This window comes from Peptacetobacter sp. AB800 (genome assembly GCF_047807365.1).
Classification (GTDB): domain Bacteria; phylum Bacillota; class Clostridia; order Peptostreptococcales; family Peptostreptococcaceae; genus Peptacetobacter.
The window spans coordinates 20,557-37,628 of the sequence record NZ_JBLOUI010000003.1 but is presented as its reverse complement, the minus strand read 5'-3'; the positions used below and the strand labels follow the sequence as shown (position 1 = coordinate 37,628).

Annotated in this window: 17 protein-coding genes; 16 read left to right on the top strand and 1 reads right to left on the bottom strand. The window is 26.2% G+C overall.

The annotated features are described in order from the left end of the window. The first annotated feature begins 3 nt into the window (after window positions 1-3). From ACK2WN_RS02195 to ACK2WN_RS02120, 16 genes are all read left to right on the top strand, one after another. Window positions 4-3,219, top strand: coding sequence for a hypothetical protein (locus tag ACK2WN_RS02195; RefSeq protein ID WP_416154699.1), 3,216 nt, complete (start codon window positions 4-6; stop codon window positions 3,217-3,219). A gap of 11 nt (window positions 3,220-3,230) precedes the next feature. Next, window positions 3,231-3,431 carry a hypothetical protein gene (locus ACK2WN_RS02190; RefSeq protein WP_416154698.1) on the top strand — a complete coding sequence of 67 codons (201 nt, stop codon included), beginning with the start codon at window positions 3,231-3,233 and terminating at the stop codon, window positions 3,429-3,431. A gap of 47 nt (window positions 3,432-3,478) precedes the next feature. Then, window positions 3,479-3,853, top strand: coding sequence for a hypothetical protein (locus ACK2WN_RS02185; RefSeq protein ID WP_416154697.1), 375 nt, complete (start codon window positions 3,479-3,481; stop codon window positions 3,851-3,853). Beyond that, on the top strand, window positions 3,854-5,269 hold the full coding sequence (locus ACK2WN_RS02180) for a hypothetical protein (protein WP_416154696.1): 1,416 nt from the start codon (window positions 3,854-3,856) through the stop codon (window positions 5,267-5,269). Window positions 5,270-5,322: 53 nt separating this feature from the next. After that, window positions 5,323-6,750, top strand: a complete 1,428-nt coding sequence (locus ACK2WN_RS02175; protein WP_416154695.1) for a hypothetical protein — start codon at window positions 5,323-5,325, stop codon at window positions 6,748-6,750. 387 nt (window positions 6,751-7,137) lie between these two features. Next, window positions 7,138-8,190, top strand: coding sequence for an RNA-directed DNA polymerase (locus tag ACK2WN_RS02170; RefSeq protein ID WP_416154694.1), 1,053 nt, complete (start codon window positions 7,138-7,140; stop codon window positions 8,188-8,190). After that, window positions 8,177-8,692 (top strand): hypothetical protein, encoded by a 516-nt coding sequence (locus ACK2WN_RS02165; protein WP_416154693.1) that lies wholly within the window; start codon window positions 8,177-8,179, stop codon window positions 8,690-8,692. Before ACK2WN_RS02170 ends, ACK2WN_RS02165 begins: the two co-directional genes overlap by 14 nt. Window positions 8,693-8,798: 106 nt before the next feature. Further along, window positions 8,799-9,113, top strand: a complete 315-nt coding sequence (locus tag ACK2WN_RS02160; RefSeq protein ID WP_416154692.1) for a hypothetical protein — start codon at window positions 8,799-8,801, stop codon at window positions 9,111-9,113. A gap of 12 nt (window positions 9,114-9,125) precedes the next feature. Beyond that, on the top strand, window positions 9,126-10,583 hold the full coding sequence (locus ACK2WN_RS02155) for a hypothetical protein (protein ID WP_416154691.1): 1,458 nt from the start codon (window positions 9,126-9,128) through the stop codon (window positions 10,581-10,583). Between the two features lie 66 nt (window positions 10,584-10,649). Further along, entirely contained in the window at window positions 10,650-11,474 is an 825-nt protein-coding gene (locus ACK2WN_RS02150) for an N-acetylmuramoyl-L-alanine amidase (protein WP_416154690.1), read from the top strand. Between the two features lie 67 nt (window positions 11,475-11,541). Next, window positions 11,542-12,198, top strand: a complete 657-nt coding sequence (locus tag ACK2WN_RS02145; RefSeq protein WP_416154689.1) for a glucosaminidase domain-containing protein — start codon at window positions 11,542-11,544, stop codon at window positions 12,196-12,198. Window positions 12,199-12,204: 6 nt separating this feature from the next. Beyond that, on the top strand, window positions 12,205-12,489 hold the full coding sequence (locus tag ACK2WN_RS02140; RefSeq protein ID WP_416154688.1) for a phage holin family protein: 285 nt from the start codon (window positions 12,205-12,207) through the stop codon (window positions 12,487-12,489). A gap of 11 nt (window positions 12,490-12,500) precedes the next feature. Further along, entirely contained in the window at window positions 12,501-12,869 is a 369-nt protein-coding gene (locus tag ACK2WN_RS02135) for a hypothetical protein (protein ID WP_416154687.1), read from the top strand. Window positions 12,870-12,922: 53 nt separating this feature from the next. Continuing rightward, window positions 12,923-13,906 carry a tyrosine-type recombinase/integrase gene (locus ACK2WN_RS02130; protein ID WP_416154686.1) on the top strand — a complete coding sequence of 328 codons (984 nt, stop codon included), beginning with the start codon at window positions 12,923-12,925 and terminating at the stop codon, window positions 13,904-13,906. A 246-nt stretch (window positions 13,907-14,152) separates the two neighbouring features. Further along, entirely contained in the window at window positions 14,153-14,476 is a 324-nt protein-coding gene (locus ACK2WN_RS02125; protein WP_416154685.1) for a hypothetical protein, read from the top strand. 359 nt (window positions 14,477-14,835) lie between these two features. After that, window positions 14,836-16,056, top strand: coding sequence for a tyrosine-type recombinase/integrase (locus ACK2WN_RS02120; RefSeq protein WP_416154684.1), 1,221 nt, complete (start codon window positions 14,836-14,838; stop codon window positions 16,054-16,056). Between the two features lie 41 nt (window positions 16,057-16,097). On the opposite strand, the gene ACK2WN_RS02115 is transcribed toward ACK2WN_RS02120, so the two are convergent. Next, entirely contained in the window at window positions 16,098-17,066 is a 969-nt protein-coding gene (locus ACK2WN_RS02115) for a DHHA1 domain-containing protein (RefSeq protein WP_416154683.1), read from the bottom strand. Window positions 17,067-17,072 lie beyond the last annotated feature (6 nt).

Genomic DNA, 17,072 nt, shown 5'->3' with positions numbered 1-17,072 from the left:
ATATTGCCAATAGATAATTCATATATTGCAAAAGATTTAACTGTAAAAGTTAAAAAAGATGATGTCAAATTGAGTACTAAGCCTTATGTTTATAAAGGTGATACGGGTATGATATTTGAAATTGCTGTTGACAATTGGAATTATTATTTTGATAGAAGTCCTAATGGAGAAGTAGATGTATTTACTTCTGATTGTAAAGCTATGATTGAAATAGTTAGACCTGACGGAAAACTAACAAAATTAATGGATGTTCCAATAGTTGATAATGAGATACATTTTAGAATTAATAAGAATATATCTGATTTAGTTGGGATATATCAAATATATGTAAAAGTTATGAAAGGTAGAGTGGTTATAGCTACTATACCACCATTTGATTATGAAGTAAAAGATAAGCCTGATTTTGGAAATACACTTCCAATGGATAGAGGTTTTTTACAAGTAGAAGATAATTCTTTACTTTGTTACGATACTTCTTTAGATGATTATGGTATAAAACATATATCTGAATTAACTAAAACAGATACAGAAAAAGATTTAGATGAGTTAATTCTTCAACAAAATGGTATAACAACTTGTATAACTGTAGGAGATTTCTTAAAATCTACTAGAGATACTGCAAAAAATTATACTGATACTACTGCAACAACTATAAGAGGAGAAGTTTCTGATTTAGATACTGAACATAAAAATTTAGTAGATACAACTAAGACAGAATTGACAGAATTAATAAATAGTAAAGATTCTTCTCAAAGTAGTGCTTTAGATACTGCTAAACAAGAATTAACAAATTTAATAACTCAAAAAGATACTGCACAAACAGAAGCATTACAAAATACTAAAACAGAATTAACTGAATTAGTTACTCAAAAGGATAATGCTCAAACTAATGCTTTAAATTTAGCTAAAGATGAATTAAATCAAACAATAACAACTAAACATACTGAAGCTAAGCAATACACAGATACAGAAGTTGCTAAAGCAAATTCTCATTCAGATACAAATTTAGATACTGCAAAAAAATATACTGATGCTAAAACATTAGAAACTTTAAATAATGCAAATAGTTATTCAGACCAAAAGTTAGTTGAAGCTAAAACTTATTCTGATACTAAATTAGCAGAAGGTAAAGAATATACAGATACAAAATCTACTGAAGCATTAAATAATGCTAAAAAATATTCAGATGGTAAATTAACAGAAGCTAATGCTCATACAGATTCAGAAATAGTTAAAGTTAAACAATATTCAGATACTAATTTAGTTACTGCGAAAGGTTATACTGATACAGAATTAGGTAAAGTTAAAACCGAATTAAAAGGATATTCAGATACTAAATTAAATGAAAGTAAAGAATATACAGATGCAGAAATACTTAAAGTAAATAATAGTGCAACAACTAATCTTGCAGAAGCTAAGAAATATACAGATACTAAATTAGTAGAAGGTAAAGGTTATACAGATACTAAAATTAAAGAATTAGTAGGACTTGCACCTGAAGAATTAAATACCATAGAAGAATTAGCAACTGCGTATAAAAATAACAAAGATATTTTAGATGCAACTGGGGTAGAATTAGCTAAAAAAGCTGATAAAGTTCATATACACGATATAGCTACAGATAGTACTAATGGATTTATGAGTAAAGAAGATTTTACTAAGTTAAAAGGAATATCAGAAGGTGCAAATAATTATACACACCCTAAAACACATCAAGCAAGTATAATAGTTCAAGATGCAACTCATAGATTTGTAACTGATGAAGATAAAGATAAATGGACTAATATTAAATTAGATAATGTTAGTATAGAAGGGCAAGAAATTGTTTTTAAATCTGAAAATGTAGAAAAATTCAGATTACCATTACCAAAAGGTTTTAGTGGAGATTATAATGACTTAACTAATAAACCAATTCCTTATACTTTACCTATTGCAAGTGATTCTGTATTAGGTGGTATTAAAATAGGTGTAGGTTTTGAAAAACAACCTGATGGTACTGTTAATGTTGTTAGTGGTGGTAAAGCAGATAGTGTTGAATGGGAAGGTATATTAAATAGACCTACTGAATTTAACCCTACAATAGCTAGTACTACTAAACTTGGTGGTATTAAAGTAGGTGAAGGCTTATCTGTTACAGAAGATGGAACACTAAGTGCCAATGTTAAAAATATAGATTGGAGTGGAATACAAAATAAACCTTCTACATTTGAACCTTCTACACATAGACACACTAAATCTGAAATAACAGATTTATTTATTGTAGAAAATGCTTTAACTTCTAATTCTGTAACAAATGCCTTATCGGTTGCTCAAGGTAAAGTTATAGATGATAAAGTAAATGCTTTAAGGGGAGAATATGATACTACCGAAAATGAAGTAGGAACGTTAAAAACTGATGTTGCTGACTTAAAAGGTAAAGCACATACTCACGTAAATGCAACAGAATTAGCTAAAATTACAGATGGCAAAGTTGTTAGTTGGGATAGCAAAGCAGAAGGAACGCATACTCATACAAAATCTGAAATAACAGATTTATTTGAAGTAGAAAACGTATTAACTTCTGAAAGTACTACAAATGCTTTATCTTCTGCTCAAGGTAAAGTATTAAATGATAAAATTACACAATTAGAACAAGGAGTTTCTAGTGTTCACACACATACTAATAAAGCTACATTAGATAAGATTACAGAAGGAAATCTTACTGATTGGAGTGCTAAAGAAACTACAGAAGGCTCTCAAGCTAAGGCTACAAAAGCATTAAATGATGCAAAGGCTTATACAGACCAACAAGTACGGGGAAATGTTGGCAGAGAAACATTCTTTGGTGAAATAGTTAGTTGGACTTCTCAAGATTCTATGTACAAAGCAACTGTTACACATAATCTTAATTCAGACAAACCAATAGTAGCTTGTATTGATAAAATAACTAAAGAAAATGTAATTGTTTCTTTTAAAATAATTGATGTAAATTCTATAGAAGTAACTAGTGATAACAATACTAATTTAGATATTATGATAGTTGCAGGTGCATTAAAGAAAATAAAACCATCTATAGGAGCAGAAATCGAGGATTCTTCTTCTAGTACTACAACTACTTATTCTTCTAATAAAATAGATACTTTGATAGCTAATGCAAAACCTAATTATCAAAAATATGAAATTAAATATAATTCAGATAGAGATAGTTTAGATTTTGTATATAATGCTCCTACTTTATAGAAGGTGATATTATGATAGTTGGAAGAATTTATAAAGATACATTATTATTAAAAGATAGCCTAAAGGAAGGTTGTAATAACGTATCTTTTAATAAAGAAACATTTGAAGTAAATGAAATAGTAGAAGATTTAAGACAAGGTGAAAATCCTTATATAGATAAAAATAAAAATTTACACGTTTATGAAATAAGAGAAAAACAAATATTAGAGTAGGTTTTATACCTACTCTTTTTTATTATAAAAAGAAGGAGTGTGATTAGATGGCAATTTTAAAAAATGGTTCAAAATTTGAAGATAATAAAACAATAGTAAAAAGTATAAATGGTCAAAATGCTGATACTAATGGAAATGTAACTTTAAAATCATCTAAACATAATATAACTTTAACTCACACTAATTGGACTGGTGCAGAAGCACCTTATAACTATGCCATAACAATAGAAGGAATGGATGCAGATAAAAATTGGGAAGTAACAAATTCAGTTGAACCTTTAATGACAGAAGCTGAACTAACTGCATTTGGAGAAGCTAAAATAATAGCAGGTTCTCAAACAACTAATACCATAAATTTAGTTGCCTATGGTAAAAAACCAACAATGGATATAAATATACTAGTAATCGTAAGAGGTGATTAAATGAGTGGAATGATTAAAATAAGTGGTAATGGAAATAGTGTTATTAAAGCTATTATTAAAAATTTAAGAGTTGATGGAAAAATAACTTCTAGTGGTTTCACTATAAAATATAATGTAGAAAATTTTAAATCATTAAATTTAAAACATTTTATAAATATAAATGGTGAAAGAAAAGAAATAACTAAGGATGTTATATATGATAAAGAAAATAATGAATTTTCTTATACATTAAAATCTTTAACTAGTGGAACAGTATATAATATTCAAATTGAAATAAATGATTCAGATATAATTTCTAAAAGTGAAATATTACAAGTTAAAACAGAAAAAAGTGTAATATATGGCATCAAAGTTGATAATACAAATTCTAATGTATCAACTTCTATAACATATATAGAAGATTCTATAGATTTTACACCTGCTACAAATGATTCTTTTAATATTTGGCAAAATAGATTCCCATTTAATAAAATCAAATTAGTAGGATTTAAAGAAGGTAAAGAAACAAAATATATTAATGTTACCAATAGAACACAATATATTGATGGAAGTTTTGCACCTACAGATGTAGATATTATGGTAAAGATACCTAAAGTATATTGGAATTTTAAAAATACTTCTAATGGATATGAATTAAGAATTTCAGATTCAAAAATAGATGATAATTGGGATTGTTATGCTCATAAAGTAAATGGAATCGAAAAAGACTTTATTTATGTGGGTGCTTATTTAGGTAGTGTTATAAATGATAAATTAAGAAGTTACAACTCTTCTATGCCGACAACTAGTAAAACATTAACTCAATTTAGAAATTATGCTCGAGCTAACGGAGAAGGTTACCAATTATGGAATTGGAACACATTAATATTAATTCAAATACTTTATTTGATGGCTTATAAAAATTTAGATTCTCAAATAGCTTTAGGTCAAGGTTATACTGGTGTTGGTGGTAAAACTACTACTGGTGGTACTAATAGAAGAAACTTATGTTATGGAAGTATAGATAATAGTATTCAAATGTGTTTTCTTGGTATTGAAGATTTATGGGGTAATTGTAGACAATGGGTTGATGGAATTGTTTACAATAAAAATGGAGAAATTTTAGTTACTCCTGATAATAAAACTTTTAATGATGATGGTAGTAATTATAAAAATTTAGGAAAATTTTCAACACCTAAAAATGGATATATAAGTGATATATCTCATACTAATGAAAGTGGATTTTTCCCAACTGCATTTAATGGAAGTTCAAATACTTATTATAGCGATATGGCAAGAATATCCATTAATTGCATACCAGTTTCAGGTGGATATTATAGAGATATGAATAATGCAGGGATATTTAATTTAAGTGTTGAATTTACTGCATCAGGTTCAGGCTCAGGTGTAGGAACAAGATTATGTTATTTAGGATAGAAGGTTATAAGACCTTCTTTTTTTAATGCAAAATTTTAAGAGAAAGGAATGATATGATGAGTGGAATTATAAGAATTTCAATGAGTGGTGGAAAAGGTAACAACCCTCCTACTATAAGAAATTTCAGACAAGAAGGTAAAATAGAATCAACTTTCTTTGATATTAAGTATATAGCAGAGGACTTTGAAAACACTATACTTCGTCATTATGTGTATATAGATGGAAGAAAACAAGAAATTACAAAAGAAGTCGGTTATGAAGTTGTAAATAATGAATTTACTTATAGAGTTAATAACCTAAATCTTAATACAAAATATCAAATTCAGATAGAAGTTACAGATGGTATAGATACTGTAAGAAGTGATACTATTTCTGTTACAACTGCAAATTATCAGATATTTGGTGTAAAAGTTATGGAAAACAATTCAAATCCTAATAGTTGTTGCACTTATATAGAAGATGCTGTAGGAACTTCTGTAGCAACAAAAACTAGTTTAGGAGGATGGGCAGATAAGTTTCCATTCAACAAAATAAGAATGGTTGGATTCAAAGGTGGAAAAGTTACAAAAGAAATTAAGCCAAGCAATAAAACTCAATATATAGATGGTTCAACAGTTCCTAATGATGTAGATGTAATGGTTGAAATTCCTAAAGTTTATTGGAAGTTTACTAATGTAACTAATGGATATGAAATGAGAATATCTAACTATAAAATAGATAGTTCTTATGATTGTTATGCACATAAGGTTGGAGGAGTAGAAAAAGACCATATATATGTTGGTGCTTATCTTGGATATGTAGAAAGTAACAAATTAAGAAGTAGAAGTGGAGTTTCTCCAACAGTAAATACTACATTAACTCAATTTAGAAATTATGCTCATAATGTAGGAAGTGGTTACCAACAATTCAATTGGTTTACATTAATGCTTTTACAAAACTTATATCTTCTTGCATATAAAAATCTAAACTCACAAAATGCTTTAGGTTATGGATATGCAAATAGTAATAGTAATAAAACTAATACTGGTGGTACTAACACAAAAGGTATGATATTTGGTGAAACTGGTGGTAAACAACAAGTATGTTTCTTAGGTATAGAAGACTTCTATGGAAATATATGGCAATGGGTAGATGGTATGTTCCATAATAATTCTTATCAAGTTACTGTAACACCTGACAATAAAACATTTAATGACAATGGTAGTGGATTTAAAAATGTTGGTAAGTTTGTAAGCACTTATGGTGGTGGAAAAATCTCCAAAGTTGCACATACTAATGAAGGTGGATTTTTCCCTAAAGAATTTAATGGAAGTGATACTACTTACTATTGCGATTATGGTTATGCTAGTTCGGGCTCTTTCGCTAGGTTCGGTGGTCATTGGGATTATGGGCTTTATGCTGGTGCTTTCTATTTGTATGTGAGTTGTTCGCCTTCTTATTCTAGTTCGTATTTGGGTTCTCGCCTTGTCTTTTTAGGATAGCAAGTTAGAGAACCAATTAAAATTTAATATAAAACTGAATATAAAAACTAAATATTAAATCCTATATACAAGAATATATAGGTGGGCAATAAAAAGATTATAGTTATACTAATTCAGACTATTTCACTAAGTTCAGTAGTAATTGGAATAATAGGCTTAATGCTAGTACTTTCAATTTGAATGTGAATTATTCACCTTCTAATTCTAATTCGAATTTAGGTTCTCACCTTATCTTTTTATAAAATTAAATATTATGAACACAAAGAGAACTATTGCCTTGCCTCTTGGCAAAACATAACAAAGATTTGATATAAAGTGTATTAGTAGGAATATCCGAAAATTCGCTAAAAATAAAAAGACTTTTTAAAATAGGAGTAAAATTTTAAAATGAAAAGATACAACAATATATTTCCAAAAATTGTGGAAATGGATAATTTAAGATTAGCTTATAGAAATGCTAGAAAAGGTAAATCTTATTATGAAGAAGTTAAGATAATTGATGAAAATCCTGATTATTATTTGGAGCAAATACAACAAATGTTAATAAGTGGAAATTATAAAACAAGTGAATATGTAATATTCAAGAAAAATGATAAAGGTAAAGAAAGAGAAATTTATAAGTTACCTTTCTATCCTGACAGAATTGTTCATTGGGCAATAATGTTACAAATTGAACATATATTTATGCAAACATTTACAGATTTTACAAATGCTAGTCTAAAAGATAGAGGTATTCACAGAACTCTAAAACAATTAGATAAAGCACTTAAAGACGAAAATAATACAGAATACTGTTTAAAAATAGATGTTAAAAAATTCTTTCCTAATATCAATCACGATATTTTGAAGAATTTACTAAGAAAGAAATTTAAAGATAAATTATTATTAGAATTACTAGATGAAATAATTGATAGTGTTGAAGGTAGTAAAGGTGTACCAATAGGAAATTATTTGTCGCAATATTTTGCTAATTTCTATTTAAGTTACTTCGACCATTGGTTGAAAGAAGAAAAGAAATGCAAATATGTATTTAGATATATGGACGATATTGTCATATTAGATGGTGATAAGAATTTTCTACATAATCTAAAAAGAGAAATTGACGAATATCTTAAAGTAAATCTTGATTTAAAAGTCAAAGAAAATTGGCAAATATTTCCAACCAATGTAAGAGGTATAGATTTTGTTGGCTATAGAGTATTTAGACACTATAAATTATTAAGAAAATCAACTTATAAAAGAATGAAAGAAAAATGTAAGAAATTAGTTAAACAAGATAGTTTATCATTTAGTAATTTTTGTACAGTTAATAGTTATGTGGGTTGGTTAAAATGGTGTAATTCTTATGATTTATCTTTGAAATATATAAATCCTTTATTGATAAAGGAATTTGAAAAGAATCCAAACAGTAAGAAGGTGATAGAAAATGCTAGAAATTAAAGGTGTTCAAGGTACTCAAATATCTATTCCTGAAGTAGAAGTGAATGTGGATACAGTTTATAAGAGAACCAATATTGAAAGAAAATCTCAATTAGATGAACATACTCAGCAACAAATGGAATATTGGCAATATGATGAAATCCAATATACATTCAGAGAATGGTTGCAAGTTCTTAGTGATGAGAACAAACAAATGCAAGAAAGTCAAAGATTACAAGATGTAGATATTAATGCAACACAAGAAATGGTAGACTTCCTACTAATGCAAAGTGCAGAAATGCCAATGACTTTAAATTTAAAACAAAATAAATCAAAAGGGGTTGATAGTATGGCTATGTATATAGTTATAAGAGTTGAAAAGAAAGCAAGAATAAGTGTAGAAGAAGGACAGAAAGCATATAAAATGTTTTTATCAAATCCTAACTTCGCACATCTAAAAGATGATGTAGACACAATGTTATTAGCAGATGGAAAGGATAATCTTATAGTTGATTTAATATAGTCGGCGGAAAATACATACACTCTCACTAATATCATATATATTATAACATTTCAATAGATATATGTAAAGTGGGAGTGTTAAATTTATAAAAAGGAGTTGATTAAACTTGAATATTAAAGATTTATTTAAAAAGATTGCCAATATAGGTGATTTATCAACTTTAAAAACAAGTAAAAAAGATACATTAGTTAATGCTGTTAATGAAGTTAAAGATGGCTTATCTAATACAACAGAAATATCAGATACGACAACTACTACAACTTCTACTTGGAGTTCTCAGAAAATAAGTACTGAATTAGGAAATGCTACACCTTCTGATTATGAGCAAGTAAAAGCAGATGTTGAAAAATTAAAATCTGATGTTGGTACTGCTAGAACTAATTTAATTAATAGTGTTAATAGCACTATTGATAATTTATAGGTGGTGAAGTAGATGTCTAATATAAGTGAAATAGATAAAAGTTTAATTCCGCAAAATGTAGTTTTATGTAAAAAAGGAATGAGAACAAAAAAAATATACTTAAATGAGGATGATTTAACAGATGTTTCTGTAAAAGAAAATATTTTTGCACAAAATGAAACTGAATCATTAAATTTTAAAAATACTTATATGGGTCCAGCTACATCAATAAACATTTATTTAAAAGAGAATGGTATGAGCAAGGAAAGTACAATTGTTGCAGAAAAAGTAAATGGAAATATACATCTGAAAAAAAGTTTTGTAGTAACAATAGACAAACCAATGGAGATACTATATGATGCACCAAAATATATTTATTGTATAGAAGAACTTCCACCACCTGAAATAATACCAGTAGACAAAGCACCTTCTACTACTACATTAAATGATATAACTAACTATATAAATAAAACAACTGAAAGTATAAAAAGTTGTAAATCTTATATAGCATATATTATTAATAATAAAGGTGGAAGTGCTACAGATACAGAAACATTAGAATCCTTAATTGATAAATTAAATGATGTATTTCAAATTTCACCTGATAACCCCACACCACCATTAGATATGATGGTGAAACCATCTAAGTTAAGACTTAGTGCAAGATTTCATGAAATAAACTATAAATTACAAGAAATAAATGATTTATTAAAAGTAAGTAGTGATAATTTAAAAACTATAATGGATGCTAATAATTTATTATATGAACCTACTGATAATTTTAGTACATTAGTTAAAAAGTTAAATAATGAACCAATAAACTTTTTATTAGAAGGAACTAAAGTTAGAGATATATTAAGAAAACATATAGGAACGATGATTTATGCACCAGATGCAGGTGCTACATATAATGATTTAATGTTTACCGATTCTTTGCCTTCTGATGCACAAGATTTGAAAGAGGATTTATCTCAAAAACAAGATGGTAGTATTTTATTATTAAAAAAAAGTATATCAGATGGTGGCAGAACCTATGATACATATTATATATATTCAAATAAAAAAATTTATGCAAATAAAAATTCTAGTTATATGTTTAATCTTGGTGTAAATTATTTTAATAATATATATTTTAATAATTTTTATGGTGAATATATAGAAAATGCAAGTCATTTATTTGATTATGTAACATATTCCAATGCTAGTGCTGTATATGTTACATTGAATAAATTTGAAAATGTAATATTAAATAATTTAGTAAATATAGATTATATGTTTAATGATTGTGCTATAAAATTAAATCGTTCTATAACAATAACAAATAAAATAAAGACATATAATAATTTTTATTCTAAATTTAATAGTTATCAAGAAAGTTACGGTTCAATTACATTAAATTATATAGATAATGAATCTAAAAAAATAGCTGAATCTATAATTTCAGAAGTAAATGATAATTTTGTAAAATTAGGAACATTAGTTACACAATAGAATATGTTTATATAAGAACTGATTTAAAATCAGTTCTTTTTTATTATAAAGAAAGGTGATGATTATATGAAGTTTAATATTTCGGCAGGACACAACCCTGATGGTAAAGTAGCTTGTGGTGCTTCAAGTAGAAGTACTAATATGTATGAATCGACAGAAGCTAGATATTTAACTAAAAAAGTAATTGAATATCTAAAAGCAGATGGTCATACAGTATATAATTGTACTTGCGATAATGGTAGTGGTCAAACTGATGTACTAAACAAAATAATAGCAAAATGTAATGCACATTCAGTAGATTTAGATGTTTCAATACACTTTAATAGTGGTGCAGAAAACGAAAAAGGAAATGGAAAAACTACGGGTGTAGAAGTATTATATGTAAATGATAATGTTATTCCTAAATGTGAAATAATAGGAAAAAATATAGCTAGTATAGGTTTCCATAATAGAGGAGTTAAAGAAAGAACTGGTTTAAAATTCCTAAACAAAACTAATTCAAAAGCATTACTTATAGAAGTATGCTTTGTAGATGATTTAGATGATGCGAAAGTTTATAAAGCTAACAAAGATAAAATAGCTAGAGCAATAGCAGATGGTATAGAAGGAAAAACTTATAAACCTTCAACTAGTACTGTTAAACCAAAACCACAAACAAATAACACTAATAAGGGAGATGTTTATATGAAAACTTTAGTAACTTACTTAGGAGATGCCGATGTATTCGGTGCAATAGTATTAGCACAGAAAAATAAATGTGCTTTAATGAAAGTTTCAGATTATGAAAAAGAAAAAGCCAATTTAAAGGTAGATAAAGTAATACAAGTTGGTGGTAATGCAAATGACACTAATAGATTTGAAACTTTCAAAAATGTAGCTAAACAATTATAGTAAATATTAATTTAACTTAATTAGATTTAATTAATATAAAATAAACTTTAATAAGAAAGGCAGAGTGATGAATAAAATGTTAATTTTATCTAAGCCTACTGCAACAAAAGACCAAGTTATGCAATTCATCAAAAACACAAAAACTGCACACTCTTTGTGTTATGCTATTGTACCTATGATATATGATGAAGCTATAAAAGTTGGTATAAATCCAGTAGTTGCTGTTGCACAAGCACTTAAAGAAACTGGTTATTTTAATTATAAAGGTGTATTAAGACCAAACTTCTGCAACATTTGTGGACTTAAAGGTTCTTATGGTGGAGGAGATTATGACCCTAATGCACATAAAAGATTTGAATATTGGGAAGATGGAGTGAAAGCATTTATAGACCATCTTGCTTTATATTGTGGTGTGAAAGGTTATCCAAAATACAGTAAAGAAACAGAATTATACTATAACGGAAAAGGTACTTTTTATGATGTTAATAAATATAAAAAGAATGGGACTACATTAGACCCAAGACACTTCACTTATCTTTTAGGAACAGTAAAAACAGTAGAAGATTTAAGTGGTAAATGGTGTCCTTCAAAAACTTATGGTGAAGATATAATAGCTATAGTTAGAAAAATAGAAGGAACTAAAATTTCTGAAGATTCAAAAGTAAATAAAGAAAAAATATTAAATTTAGCTAAAGAAATAATATCTGAAATAGAAGGGAAGTAATAATATATGTTAGATTTTAATGTAATGAATATTGATTTAATGGAATTTATTCCACCTGAATTATTATTAATGGTTGTTGGGTTATATATTGTTGGTGCTTATTTAAAATCTTTAAACAAAATACAAAATGAATACATACCAGCTATATTACTACCATTAGCAATAGTTTCTGCTTGTTTATTCTTAGGAGGATTTACTATAACTAATTTCTATATAGGAATAGCATCTTGGGGAATAGCTATAGGAGTAAATCAAGTTGGAGTACAATACAAAAAAATAAAAAATAAATAAAGGATAATCAAATGAAGGAAATTGCAGAATTAGTTAGTCAAATAGGTATCTCATCTATAATAGCTTTGCTACTTTGGAACTTCCTTAGAGATTATATCGAGCAAGATAGACAAAGGTATGAGGAAGATAAATCTTATCTTAAAGATGAGATAACTAAAGCTAACCAATTGGCTAGTAGAGAAAGAGATGCCTTTAAAGAAGAAAGGGTTGAGTTTGCTAAAGAAAGAAAAGAAACAATGGAAAAATTTTTAGACCAACTCAATCAGATAACAAATATAACAAATAATAACTCAATTAATATATCTAGGCTTACCGATAAAATGGAAGAAATAAGTGAAGATATAACAGACATAAAAAGAAATTTGAATGATAAAGAGTAGGTATTTTCCTACTCTTTATTTAATTTTTAATTAAATATAGAAAGGAAAATACAATGGCTCAGAAATATAATAAATTTGTAACAGAAGAAAATTGGAAAAAGGTAAATAAGTATAATAAAGAATTGATAGATGATTATATGCTTGAATTAAAAGCTCAAGGAAAAGCAGAAGGCACTATTTATCAATATAATAACGATTTAAAAATACTATGTGTTTATGTTTTAGAAGAATTAGAAAATAAAGAATTATATAAATTAAAGAAAAAACATTTTAGAAATCTTGTTTTATATTTTAAAGAAAAAGGTATGAGTAATGCAAGAGTAAATAGAATAATGAGTTCTGTAAGAACACTTCTTGAATTTGCTTCCAATGAAGAGGATTATGAGGATGAATTTGAAGTAAACTATGCTTCTAAAGTAAAAGGACTTCATAAGGAAGATATTAGAGATATAGTATTTTTAAGTTGGGAACAAGTAAAAGGATTATATGATGAATTAATATCAAGAGAAAGATATCAAGAAGCATTATTATTAGCATTAGGAATAGATTCGGCAGGTAGAAAAAATGAATTATATCAAGTTAAAAAAGATTCTATAACAATGGATGGAAACTTCACAAATGAAGTAATAGGAAAAAGAGGTAAAAAATTTAGACTTATGTATAATGAATTAACTAAAGAAGCTTATACATATTATATGGATTGGAGAGGTGAAGATGATGTAGAAGAACTTTGGGTTATAAAAGATAGTAATGGAGTTAGACCTGCATCTTTACCTAGTGTATATGCTTGGGTTAAATCTTGGAGAGAAATTTTAAATTATAAATTTGATATAGATTGCGAATTAAATGTTCATTCACTTAGACATATAGCTTTAGAATTACTTTCTACAGGAGAACATTATATTTGTAAAAATCTAAATAAAAAGTTTGAGTTATCTGAATTAAAATTATTAGCACATCATAATGATATATCTACAACAGATTCTTATTTAAAATCAAAAGATGAAGATTTATTATTAGAAGCATTTGGAATTTAGATGTTTACAATTTATAAAAAATATATTATTATATATAGTATAAAAGATTTAATTCTTTTAATTTGATTGATTTTTTAATTTAGAGAGCCACCTATATAAGTAGGTGGTTTTCTTTTGTTATATATAACTATTCGTTAAATGTAGATTTACTGAATAGTTTAAGTTTTTATAAGCAATATTTACTTTAATGTATAAAATATAGTATAATATTTGTTAGTTTAATAAATATGTTCAAAGGAGAATAATATGAATATTCGATTAAAAAATGATATTGGAATGATAAAAGAATGTAAAATAGGATTTAGTTGGACTAACTTTTTCTTTGGATTCTTTACACCGCTATTTAGAGGTGATTGGAAATGGATGTTAATAATGATATTATGTGCAATATTTAGTTATGGTTTAAGTTGGTTAGTATTCCCTTTTATATACAATAAATTATATATAAATGATTTATTATCAAAAGGTTTCTATCCTTCAACAGATGAAGATAAGCTTATTTTAATTAATAAAGGTTATATAACCGTTTCTAATATTGATAATTCTGATAAATCAGAAATTATAAAATAATTTTAAAAGACTACTTAATTATTTAGGTAGTCTTTTATTTTTTTTTGAACTTACATCTTATGTACATAGATTTACCACTTTATAAAAAATCGACCTTCTAAAATCGATTCTAAGAGGTTTTAAATTTGTTTCTTTATGATTTATCCTTGAATATTTAATGCTTCTTAAAATTGATTTTTTACTTTACATATAATAACATATTATATGTAAAATACTATAAAACATTGAAAACAATGGATTTATTTTTATTTTTATAATAAAAAGTATCTAAAAAGTATCTAAATATTATTGTTTTTGTATATTTTTTATGTTATTATATATGTAAGGAAATGTAAAAAATTGGAAGAAGGTAAATAAAAATGATGGTAAAAATACAAAAAAAAATATTAAAAGATAATAGTATAGTGTATAGACTTTTAATGAATTATAAAAAAGAAGATGGAAAATTTTCAAATAAATCTCTTGGTAAATCTTCTCAAAATTTAAAAGAGATGGAAAATTATAAATATAGGATTGATTCTAAAATAAAACAAAATAGAATCAATAATTTAGATGAAGCAATTGAAATAGCAAATGAAGTATTTAAAGAAGATGGATTTATGATAAACTCAAGAATACATTCTACTACTACTTTTATAAACTATTCTAAAGAAGTAATAGATTATAAATTTAAAATAAAAAATATAAGTGAAAAAACTTATAATTCTTATTTAACAGCTTTAAATCATTTAATAAACTTTTTTGGAAATATAAAAGTTTCTGATATAAAAACTAGAATGATAAATGATTATATTGCAATAAAATCTTCCGAAATAAGCACTTCTACTTTAGACCAACATTTAACGGTTTTAGGTATAGTAATTAAATCTGCATTAAGAGATGATATATTAAATAAAGATATTATGGTCGGTATAGAAAAACCTAAAAAATCAAAAAAAGAAACTTATATATATTCAGAAGAAGAAGTTGGAATGTTGATAAAAACATTGAAAAAAAATGGTTCAAAAGAATTAAATTTAAGGGTTCAATTAATATTAAAATTAGGTTTAAGAAACTCAGAAGTATTAGGATTATGTTGGGATGCTATAGATTTTAAAAAACAATTAATACATATACATAGAATAACTACAATAATCAAAGAAAAAAATCAATTCGATAAGTTGGTAAATAAGGTTGTGTTAGAAGACAGGGCTAAAACCAAAACATCAGATAGAGTTTTAAGATTATCTAACCAACTTACAGAAGAATTAAAAGAATATAAAAAATATCAATTGGCAAATAATATATATGATAATCAATTATTATTCTGTAAAAATGATAAACCTATATCAGAAGATGTTTTTTCAAGAGAATTTAAAAAATATTTAAAAGATAATAATTTACCTGAAACAACGCTTCACGGATTAAGACATTTTTATGGTTCACTTCTAATAAAGAATCATAGACCTATTACAGAAGTTGCAAAAAATATGGGACATTCTTCACCAACAATAACATCTAGTATATATATACATGAATTAGATGATGTAACTAAAAAATCAACAGAATTAATGGATGATTTATATGCTAATATATTTTAATATAAGAAAGGTACTGATTAATTTCAGTACCTTTTATTTTTTTATTTTTCAAATTTTCCCCAGTTATCGCCATTAAACATTTTACTATATCCTAATTTAAGCATTTCAGGAGTTAATGTAAAGCCACTTGCCTTTTGATGACCTCCTCCTCCATATTCTTCAGCTAATTTAGATAAGTCTATATTGTTTCTTCTAGTTCTAAGTGATACTGTTTTTCCATTTAAGATAACTAATATTTCCAAGTCTATTCTTCTCTTTAGGATAGTACTTGCTAGTTCAGATATATAATTTTCGGCAATTACAACTCCAGCATTTAAACCTTTTATATTTACCTCAACTAAAAACTTTTCTTTTTCATCTATATATTTATCTATTTTTATCTGTCTTTTGTATAAATCATTTAAATCATCTAAGCTGAATACTTCCAAACCATTATCTATCTTATATAACATAGAAGTTATGAATTTATCTTGACCTTTCATAAATAATAAATCATTTAATCTTTTAGGTTCTAAATTATCATTAGCTTCCCATTCCCATGTATCGTATTCTCTTACTAAATTTACAAATTCTATTAAAGTTTTCATAGATTCTTTTGGTATCTTTGATATTAAAGATGGCTGAATTGCATCGAAAAACATTTTAGTACCACAATTTTTAAAACCTTCAGGTCTATCTGAAGTTATAGTTCCATCTATAATTTCTTCTACATTACACCAAGAATATTTATTTAATTCTAATGCTGACCTATGATGGTCTAATAATTGTTTCTCTATATCCAGTTTATCTATTTTCTGAGCCACTTCATCACTAACAGATATATCAGTAAATAATAGCATTGTATTTTCCTGAGGGTTATTTAAATAATCTAATGTCTTAGAATTAATATCTATATAAGAACAAGTTTCAAAATTTAGTTCTTCATAAATACCATATTTAACTAATTGCTGTGCTATTATTATATTTCCTATTCCGTCTAAATCATTATGAGTGAAAAGTTTTAATTTCATAGTTAC

What these genes read in the sequence shown, in the direction of transcription:
- ACK2WN_RS02190 (WP_416154698.1), top strand. Translation starts at nt 3,231, where the DNA reads ATGATAGTTGGAAGAATTTATAAAGATACATTATTATTAAAAGATAGC.
- ACK2WN_RS02185 (WP_416154697.1), top strand. Translation starts at nt 3,479, where the DNA reads ATGGCAATTTTAAAAAATGGTTCAAAATTTGAAGATAATAAAACAATA.
- ACK2WN_RS02180 (WP_416154696.1), top strand. Translation starts at nt 3,854, where the DNA reads ATGAGTGGAATGATTAAAATAAGTGGTAATGGAAATAGTGTTATTAAA.
- ACK2WN_RS02175 (WP_416154695.1), top strand. Translation starts at nt 5,323, where the DNA reads ATGATGAGTGGAATTATAAGAATTTCAATGAGTGGTGGAAAAGGTAAC.
- ACK2WN_RS02170 (WP_416154694.1), top strand. Translation starts at nt 7,138, where the DNA reads ATGAAAAGATACAACAATATATTTCCAAAAATTGTGGAAATGGATAAT.
- ACK2WN_RS02165 (WP_416154693.1), top strand. Translation starts at nt 8,177, where the DNA reads ATGCTAGAAATTAAAGGTGTTCAAGGTACTCAAATATCTATTCCTGAA.
- ACK2WN_RS02155 (WP_416154691.1), top strand. Translation starts at nt 9,126, where the DNA reads ATGTCTAATATAAGTGAAATAGATAAAAGTTTAATTCCGCAAAATGTA.
- ACK2WN_RS02150 (WP_416154690.1), top strand. Translation starts at nt 10,650, where the DNA reads ATGAAGTTTAATATTTCGGCAGGACACAACCCTGATGGTAAAGTAGCT.
- ACK2WN_RS02145 (WP_416154689.1), top strand. Translation starts at nt 11,542, where the DNA reads ATGAATAAAATGTTAATTTTATCTAAGCCTACTGCAACAAAAGACCAA.
- ACK2WN_RS02140 (WP_416154688.1), top strand. Translation starts at nt 12,205, where the DNA reads ATGTTAGATTTTAATGTAATGAATATTGATTTAATGGAATTTATTCCA.
- ACK2WN_RS02135 (WP_416154687.1), top strand. Translation starts at nt 12,501, where the DNA reads ATGAAGGAAATTGCAGAATTAGTTAGTCAAATAGGTATCTCATCTATA.
- ACK2WN_RS02130 (WP_416154686.1), top strand. Translation starts at nt 12,923, where the DNA reads ATGGCTCAGAAATATAATAAATTTGTAACAGAAGAAAATTGGAAAAAG.
- ACK2WN_RS02125 (WP_416154685.1), top strand. Translation starts at nt 14,153, where the DNA reads ATGAATATTCGATTAAAAAATGATATTGGAATGATAAAAGAATGTAAA.
- ACK2WN_RS02120 (WP_416154684.1), top strand. Translation starts at nt 14,836, where the DNA reads ATGATGGTAAAAATACAAAAAAAAATATTAAAAGATAATAGTATAGTG.
- ACK2WN_RS02115 (WP_416154683.1), bottom strand. Translation starts at nt 17,066, where the DNA reads ATGAAATTAAAACTTTTCACTCATAATGATTTAGACGGAATAGGAAAT.